A 7,892-nucleotide genomic window follows, 5' to 3' on the forward strand; every position below is an offset into this window, starting at 1 on the left:
GCTGTCCAGCCGCAGGTCGGGCAGGCTGGGCATGCCGTTGGCCCGGGCGCACCGCACGAACTCCCGCAACACCGCCGCGGCGGCCTGCTGCCCGCTGGTGGTGGTGGTCGCCGCGCCCGAGCCGCCCGAGGCCGAGCACCCAGCCAGCCCGGCCAGCAGCACCAGCACCATCAGGCCAACCCCGACGGCAGCCCTGCCGCCGGTCAACCTGCCCATGGCGCCTCCTTGGTTCCGCTGGCGGCCCGCGGGCGCCTCCGCGCCGCAGACCTCTGCCCAGAAGGCTCCCAAGCCTCGGCTGCGGGCACATCACCGCCGGGGGGCAACCCCGACTCCCCCTTTGGGGGATGGCCGCTTCCCCCTCCGGGGGAGAGGCCCGGCGGCAATAGCCTGGGCACGGTCCGGGCCTGGGGGCGTCACGAAGCTGTTGATCGGCCGATCGGAGAGTGCCTGGTAGTCGACGTGGCAGACCGCACCACAGGCGTCACCACGATCGTGTGCCTGCTCATCACCACCCAGCGTGTCGTGCAACACCGGGCGGCGATCACCGCGCCACAACACTGGCTCGGCGAAGGGGATCCGGCGGGGTTCGATCTGCGTGAAGGCGGCCGGATGGTCTTCCAGGCCCCGGGAGACGACAACTACCCGATGCACATCGAGAAGATCGAGCCGAAACGCTACCTCGCCTGCCGCTGGGCGATCCGGTTCCCTCCCCAGCAGCCGCGCGAGGGCAACGCCACGCTCGTGGAGTTCACCCTGATCCCCAAGGGCGCCAAAACGCGGCTGCGCGTGGTGGAACGCGGCTTCGCCGCTCTCGCCGTGCCTGAGGACGAGCGCCGGCACGCGGCTGAGGACAACACCGGGGCGTGGGAGGGCGTGCTCGACCACCTCCGGAGGTCAACGGAGCAGCCGCAGGGATGACCGCGGAGCGCGTCGACGACGTGCTCGTCGCGCTGGCCGACCCGACCCGGCGGCAGGTGCTCGACGTCCTCGCCGCCCACGGTGAGGCAACCGCCCTCGGCATCACGGCTGGTACTCGTAGGCTCCGCGGTCGTCGTAGGTCCGCGGGCCCGCGCCAGTGTCGGAGACCGACGTGTCGTCCACCCTGCCGTTGCCCTCCAGGTCGGTGCTGGTCTCGCCGCTCACCCCGGAGTTGGCCGAGTCGATCGCGGGCGAGCTTCCCTGCAGGTGGAAGTCGGAGCCGGTGGACACCCACTGCGGGTCGGCCTGGACGCCGTGCGCCTCCTGGCCGGTGGCCGCCTGAAAGGCCGCGAGCGAGGTGTAGCTGGTCGACCCCCACACGTACAAGGTGTCCGGAGTGGTCAGGTAGACGACGTTGTAGTCGACCGTGGCCCCGCTGGTCGAGGTCGAGTCCACGCGGATGTCGCTGTGGGTGCGGGGCGAGTTGATGCCGTTGTCGACGCTGATGTTGTTCTCCACGGTCGCGCCGGTGGAGCTGCCCTCGACGTTGATGCCGGCCGTCACGTTGTTGTAGACGGTGTTGGAGATGATCGTCTGATTGGTGGCCCCGAGGTTGTCGATGCCGTGGTCGCCGTTGTTGTAGGTCAGGTTGTCGACCACGAGGTTGTCATGGGAGCCGGCGTAGAATTGCAGGCCGGAGTCCTCGTTGTCGTGGCTGACGTTGCGGTCAATGGTGTTGCTGTAGCCGCGGACGTCGATGCCGGGCGCGGCGCGGGCGTAGCCGCGGGCGTTGCCGTAGGTCTGGTTGCCGGTGACCTCGACGCCGTGGGTGCCCGCGTCGAGGAAGATGCCGGCGTCGCTGTTGTTGTGGGCGGTGTTGCCGGACACCAACGAGCTGGTCGAGCCGGCGAGCTTGATGCCGTACTTGGTGTAGCCCTGGACCGGCTGGCCGGCGGCGCTGACGTCGTTGCCGTTGACGGTGATGTTCGACGAGCTGTTGACGTAGATCCCGTAGTTGGTGGTGCCGGAGACGGAGTTGCCGCTGACGGTGCTGTTCGACAGGGTGTTGACGTAGATCCCGTAGCCGGTGGTGTTGCTGACGGAGTTGCCGCTGACGGTGACGTTCGTCGAGGAACTCGTGACGTAGATCCCGTGGCTGCCGGTGCCGCTGACGGTGCTGCCGCTGACGGTGACGTTCGACGAGCCGGTGACGTAGATGCCATAGCTGGTGGTGCTGCTGACCATGAAGCCTTGCACGGTGACGTAGGTCTTGCCGGAGACCTTGAAGCCGTTGGCCATGCCGTTGACGGTCACGCTGGCACCGGGTGCCGCGGTGAGCACGATCGGCGACCCGGCGGCGCCGGAGTTCTTGACGGTCACCAGCTCGGCGTAGGTGCCGCTGGCCACCTGGACCGTCTGCCCGGCCACCGCGACCGAGGCGCCCTTGCCGATCGTGCAGAAGGGGATCGTGGACGTGCCAGGGCCGCTGTCCGAGCAGTTGGGGTTACCGTTGTCGACGTAGAGCACGCTTGGACCTGCGGCCGCCGGTCGCGCGTATGCGACCAGCAGCGCCATCGAGGTGGTCACGACGATCACCACCGCCAGCAGACGTGCCTGCCACCCGAGCATTGCCTGTGCGAGCTTGAGCATCGGAGCCTCCCCGGCGAGAGGGATGAATGCTGCGGGTCGAAGGGATCCTGGCCGGTATCGGCACGGCCTGTCCGGCGGCCTCTCTTGGCGCCATGCGTACGCCGACGAACGACGCGGGCAGCTCCGTTGGAAGAACATACGGCGGTCATGACCTGCCGGAAACCGTCGACCGCCGTAGCCACGAGTACGCTACGAGCCCGGTGCTTCTCTGATGAGCGGTAAACGAAGGCGACAGGGTCCCCCGCTCGACAACCCTGCCGGCGAGAGGGCATGACGGACCTGCGCAGGCTCTTCCTGGCCAGGACGTTGCTGCGCGGGGACCCTAACCCCCTAATTTCAAATGCAGAGGAGGCATCTTGGATGTTCAATGCTGAAGCGATTAGCGTGGTAACCGGCTAGCGAGGAGACAGCAAGCACGACTTGCAGCTTCCATGCAGGCTCCTGCGCGCAGTAGGCTCCTGCACGCAGCCCCGGCCGAGGGAGGGCGAGACGGGGCCTGGAGCGAGGGAGGCGCCTGTGCGCTCACGAACAGTGATCCGACTGCTGGCCCTGGCGGGTGTGCTCACGCTCGCCATGGTGGCCCCATCGACCGCCGGACCGTTCACCCGCAGCCCACTCAAGGTCGTGTCCGTATCCAGCCCCTTCGCCACCTGCGATATCTCAGGGCAGCCCGGGGTGAACTTCCTCAACAGCGAGGTCGAGCCCTGGGTCGAGGTGAACCCGACCGACCCGGACAACGTCATCGCTGTGTGGCAGCAGGACCGATGGTCGAATGGTGGGGCCAGGGGCCTGCTCACGGCGGTCACCCATGATGGCGGTGTCACCTGGGACACCACGTTCCCCCACTTCAGCACCTGCGCCGGCGGGACCGAGGCCAACGGGGGGAACTACGAGCGGTCCTCGGACCCCTGGGTGACCTTCAGCCCCAACGGCGATGCCTATCAGATCAGCCTGTCGGTGAACCTCGTCAACGACCCGGCCACGGCGGTCCTGGTCAGCAAGTCGACCAACGGCGGGGACACCTGGAGCGAGCCCACCACGCTGGCCCGCGACCCCAGCGACGAGGCTCCGTTCCTGTTCAACGACAAGGAGTCCATCACCGCGGACCCCAACGACCCCAACTACGTCTACGCGATCTGGGACCGGCTTCGGTTCCCCAGCGACCGGGCCAACTTCAACGCCCAGCACGCCTTCTCGTTCCGGGGTGACGCCATCTTCTCCCGGACCACCGACGGCGGCGCGACGTGGGAGCCGGCCCGGGCCATCTTCGCCCCGCAGAAGAACCAGTCCACGATCGGCCACCAGATCGTGGTCCGGCCCACCGGGGAGCTGATCGACCTGTTCACGCTGTTCCAGGGGTCGGGGAACAACCCGCCCGCCCCCAGCCTGGCCATGATGCGCTCGACGGACAAGGGTGCGACGTGGTCGGCGCCTCAGGTGATCGACAAGATCCGGTTCATCGGCGCCTTCGACCCGGACACAGGACGGCCGATCCGGGCCGAGGGATTTGTACCCGAGGTGGCCGTCGATCCGAACAACGGCAACCTCTACGCTACCTGGCAGGACACCCGGTTCAGCGGGGTGGACCAGATCGCCTTCTCCATGTCCACGGACGGCGGGGACACTTGGTCCGATCCGATCAAGGTCAGCCAGACCCCGCCCAACGCGGACCCGGGCAACGAACAGGCCTGGGTCCCGGCCGTGCACGTGGCCGCCGACGGGACGATCGCCGTGACCTACTACGACTTCCGGTCCAACACGCCCGATCCCGGCGTCCCGACCGACCACTGGATGGTCCACTGTCATCCCTCGGGCGCGACGACGTGCGCCCAAGCCGGTGCCTGGGGTGACGAGGTCCGGCTGACCGACACCTCGTTCGACGTCGAGCAGCTGCCGTTCGCCCGAGGACCGTTCGGGTACTTCGTGGGCGAGTACGAGGGCCTGTCCAGCACCGGGAACACCTTCTGGCCGCTCTTCGCCATCGGGACGGGAGACCCGGCGAACCGCACTGACATCGTGACCGCGACCGCCTCGTAGCGATCCGGCGCTGCGGCCCTGGAGCGGCACGCCCGCCGTCGTCTTCGGACGACGGCGGGCGTGTTCCCGAAGGGTGTCGCCTAGTGCTACTTCTCCATGAAAGTCCTGGACCCGCCCTCGCTCTAGCTGCAAGCAGGACGTGTCCCCAGGTCGGGTCGAGCCGAGCCGAACAGGCGCCGGGGAGGGTCAGGCGAGCCCGACCCGGTCCAGCGGCTGCGGCACGTCACCCGGGCCACCACCGAGCGGAAGCGTCGGCCGGAGATGCTGGCCAGCCTGCGGCCGGCCGGGTCGCTGACCATCCTCCGGGCTCTCAACCGCTACAGCCGCCACCAGCGGATCGTGGACCTGTTTGTCACCAACGTGCCCGGCCCCCAGATCCCCCTGTACCTGCTGGGCGCTCGCCTGCTGGAGGCGTTCCCGGTCGTGCAGGTAGCCGGCAACGTCCCGCTGAGTGTGGCCGTGTTGTCCTATGACGGCCAGCTCAACATCGGGATCCAGAGTGACCCCGACGGCTGCCCGGACCTGGACGTGTTCGCCGACGGCCTGCGCCGGTCGCTGGACGAGTTGGGCGCGGCCACGCCGCTCCTCCCGGGCTGAGCCGAGCCGGCCGGCACTCGATCAACTCCAGCTCAAGCGCCTCGGTGGGTGAGCAGGGCACGCCACATCGTGCCGTGCCCACCGGCGCCGACGTGCCCTGCGAATGGCTACTGTCAGTCCCCGTGTCAGTCCAGCAGCCGTCACCAGATGGAATATCTGGTGACGGCTGCTGCATCCTCCGGCAGCGGATCGTGACAACAGCGCGACCATGATCTAGCGCTGGCGACATTTCCGCCGGGCTGGCGGGTTCAGAGCCAGTCCAGACGCCTGAAAAGCAGGTACAGGCCGCCGGACAGGACCACCAGCAGCACGGTGGAGGTAACGACGCCGGAGGGCTGGCCGTACCCGGGGTAGGGCACGTTCATGCCGTAGTAGCCGGTCACCGCGGTCGGCACCGCGATGATGGCCGCCCAGCTGGTGACCTTCTTCATGATCGCGTTCATGCGGTTGCCCTGGATCGTGAGGTTGGTCTCAAGGATCGTGGAGACCAGGTCACGCAGCGACTCGGTCCACTCCGTCGCCCGCAGCACATGGTCGTAGACGTCCTGGAAGTAGGGGCCCATGGCCGGGTCGACCAGCCCGAGGTCGCGGCGCAGCAGGCTGTTGACGACCTCCCGCATGGGCAGCACCAGCCGGCGCAGCACCACCAGCGACTTGCGCAGCTCAAACGAGCGGCGCTGCACCTCGGCGCCGTGGGGCCGCTCGTCGAACAGCAGGTCCTCCAGGCCCTCGATGGCCTCGTCGAGTTGCTGCACGGTGGCGAAGTGGCCGTCGACGACGAAGTCCAGCAGCCCCCACAGCAAGAATCCGACGCCGTGGCCGGCGAGGTCGGCCGAGCCGTCCCAGCGGGCCACCACACCCTCGATGTCGAACCCGGAGTCCTTGCGGACGGTGATCAGCGCCCGGGGGGTGACGAACGCGGCCAGTTCGCTGGTGGTGAGCTTGCCGGTGGCCGGGTCGAGGCCGACGTCGTAGGCGGTGAGGAAGGCGTGGTCTCGGTAGCGGTCCAGCTTGGGCCGCTCGTGCTGCTGGGTGGCGTCCTCGACCGCCAGCGGGTGCAGCCCGAACTCCTCGGAGACGACCTGCAGGTCCTCCTGGTCGGGCTCGCACAGGTCCAGCCACACCACCGTGCCGGGCTCTTGGAGGTACTCGGAGATCTGGGCGGCCGGGAAGTCCTTGGCCTCCAGCACACCGTCACGGTACAGCCGGGTATGGCGCATGCGGTCAGCCTAGTCGTCTGGCCTACCGCACGACAGCCCACGAGCCGGAACCAGGCCGCCCCAAGTGTCCCCAAGCCCGCTGGCTCCCGCTCAAGAGGCGCGGTGGGCGCCGCGGGGCGCTGCGGTGCGCTGCGCCAACCACCGTGCGTCAGCACCCTGCCCTCGTGCCATACTGCCCGGCATGCTGCGCACGGCCTTCACCGACCTGGTCGGCTGCCAGGTCCCCATCCAACTGGCCCCCATGGGTGGTGGGGTGGTGACCCCGGAGCTGGCCATCGCGGTCAGCACGGCCGGCGGGCTCGGCATGCTGCAACGCGCCGACCCGGCCCCCCTGGCCGACCGCATCGGCCGGCTCGAGCAGGCGCAGGCGGGGCCGTTCGGCGTCAACTTCACCCTCTACAATCCCAGCCCAGGCGACCGGGCCGTGATCGAGCTGGCCGCCAGCCGGGCGCGGCTGGTGGAGTTCTTCTGGGCCGATCCCGACCCCGCCCTGGTCGACCTCGTGCACGCCGGTGGGGCGCTGGCCGGCTGGCAGGTCGGCTCGGTCGACGAGGCCAAACGCGCCGTCGACGCCGGCTGCGACCTGGTCGCCGCCCAGGGCGTGGAGGCGGGCGGGCATGTGCGCGGCACGGTGGCGCTGCTACCACTGCTGGCCGGCGTGCTCGACGTGGTCACCGTGCCGGTGCTAGCCGCCGGGGGGATCGCCAGCGCCCGCTCGATGGCCGCCGTGCTCGGCGCCGGCGCGGCCGGCGTGCGGATCGGGACCCGGTTTCTGGCCACCCCGGAATCGGGCGCCCACCCCGAGTACGTGGCGGCGCTGCTGGCCGCCGACGGCGAAGCGACCGTGCTGACCGAGGCGTTTGCGGTCGGCTGGCCGAACGCGCCCCACCGGGTGCTGCGCTCGGCGCTCCAGGCCGCCGAGGCGTTCGAGGGCGACGTGGTCGGCATGCTCCGAGCCGGCCCGCAGTCCGAGCCGCTGCCCCGGCTGTCAGCCCGCACGCCCAGCCGGGAGGTCACCGGCACGGTCGCGGCCATGGCCCTGTATGCCGGCCAGGGCGTCGGCCAGGTCACCCGAGTCACCCCGGCGGCGCAGGTCGTCGCCGAGCTCGCGCAGGGAGCCGAGCAACTACTGCGACGCTGAAGCAGGGCTACCAACCACGAGAAGGCTGCACGGTTCCGTTCAGGGCGCGTTCGTGGCGCGATCGCGGAGTCGCTTCACCGCGCTGTACCTGCACGCCCGGCCGGAGCTGGGCGCGCGCGTCACGTGGCGTTCTGGCGTCTCCCCGTGACACGGACGCAGTCCCGCGTGTGGCGGGTTCTCACTGGTCGCGGTTATCCGGCAGCGGACCGCACATCCAGGACCGCCTTGCCGCGCACCCGCCGCCCGCGCAGGGCCTCGGCCGCCTCGGCCGCCCGCTCCCACGAGCCGCGCCAGCCGACCTCCACCGCGAGCCTGCCCGCCGCCACAAG

General features: G+C 69.7%; 8 protein-coding genes and 1 pseudogene. 5 read left to right on the plus strand and 4 right to left on the minus strand.

All coding sequences use genetic code 11. From position 1 onward, the window contains the following. A partial coding sequence (locus tag VG276_15585; protein ID HEV8650773.1) for a hypothetical protein occupies window positions 1-216 on the minus strand: 216 nt, incomplete at its 3' end. 243 nt (window positions 217-459) lie between these two features. On the opposite strand from VG276_15585, the gene VG276_15590 reads away from it, so the two are divergent. Both VG276_15590 and VG276_15595 read left to right on the plus strand, forming a co-directional pair. Further along, window positions 460-918, plus strand: a complete 459-nt coding sequence (locus VG276_15590; GenBank protein HEV8650774.1) for an SRPBCC domain-containing protein — start codon at window positions 460-462, stop codon at window positions 916-918. Then, window positions 915-1,013 (plus strand): annotated as a pseudogene (locus VG276_15595) (transcriptional regulator). The gene VG276_15590 and the pseudogene VG276_15595 overlap by 4 nt, the downstream one beginning before the upstream one ends. Before the next feature lie 7 nt (window positions 1,014-1,020). Here VG276_15595 and VG276_15600 read toward each other — a convergent pair. Next, window positions 1,021-2,568 (minus strand): right-handed parallel beta-helix repeat-containing protein, encoded by a 1,548-nt coding sequence (locus tag VG276_15600; protein HEV8650775.1) that lies wholly within the window; start codon window positions 2,566-2,568, stop codon window positions 1,021-1,023. A gap of 516 nt (window positions 2,569-3,084) precedes the next feature. Between VG276_15600 and VG276_15605 the strand changes: the two genes are divergently transcribed. Next, window positions 3,085-4,605 (plus strand): sialidase family protein, encoded by a 1,521-nt coding sequence (locus tag VG276_15605; GenBank protein HEV8650776.1) that lies wholly within the window; start codon window positions 3,085-3,087, stop codon window positions 4,603-4,605. Between the two features lie 126 nt (window positions 4,606-4,731). Then, the gene (locus tag VG276_15610) at window positions 4,732-5,202 is read left to right on the plus strand and encodes a WS/DGAT domain-containing protein (protein HEV8650777.1); all 471 of its coding nucleotides are present in this window, start codon (window positions 4,732-4,734) and stop codon (window positions 5,200-5,202) included. 248 nt (window positions 5,203-5,450) lie between these two features. Here VG276_15610 and VG276_15615 read toward each other — a convergent pair whose 3' ends face one another. Further along, a complete protein-coding gene (locus VG276_15615) occupies window positions 5,451-6,422 on the minus strand; it encodes a magnesium transporter CorA family protein (protein HEV8650778.1) in 972 nt (323 codons plus the stop codon). A 181-nt stretch (window positions 6,423-6,603) separates the two neighbouring features. Here VG276_15615 and VG276_15620 point away from each other — a divergent pair, with 181 nt between their 5' ends. Then, window positions 6,604-7,563 carry a nitronate monooxygenase gene (locus VG276_15620; protein ID HEV8650779.1) on the plus strand — a complete coding sequence of 320 codons (960 nt, stop codon included), beginning with the start codon at window positions 6,604-6,606 and terminating at the stop codon, window positions 7,561-7,563. A 191-nt stretch (window positions 7,564-7,754) separates the two neighbouring features. On the opposite strand, the gene VG276_15625 is transcribed toward VG276_15620, so the two are convergent. Further along, window positions 7,755-7,892: alcohol dehydrogenase (locus VG276_15625; protein HEV8650780.1), on the minus strand; the 138-nt coding region annotated here is incomplete at its 5' end.

This window comes from Actinomycetes bacterium (assembly GCA_036000965.1).
Taxonomy (GTDB): Bacteria; Actinomycetota; CALGFH01; order CALGFH01; family CALGFH01; genus DASYUT01.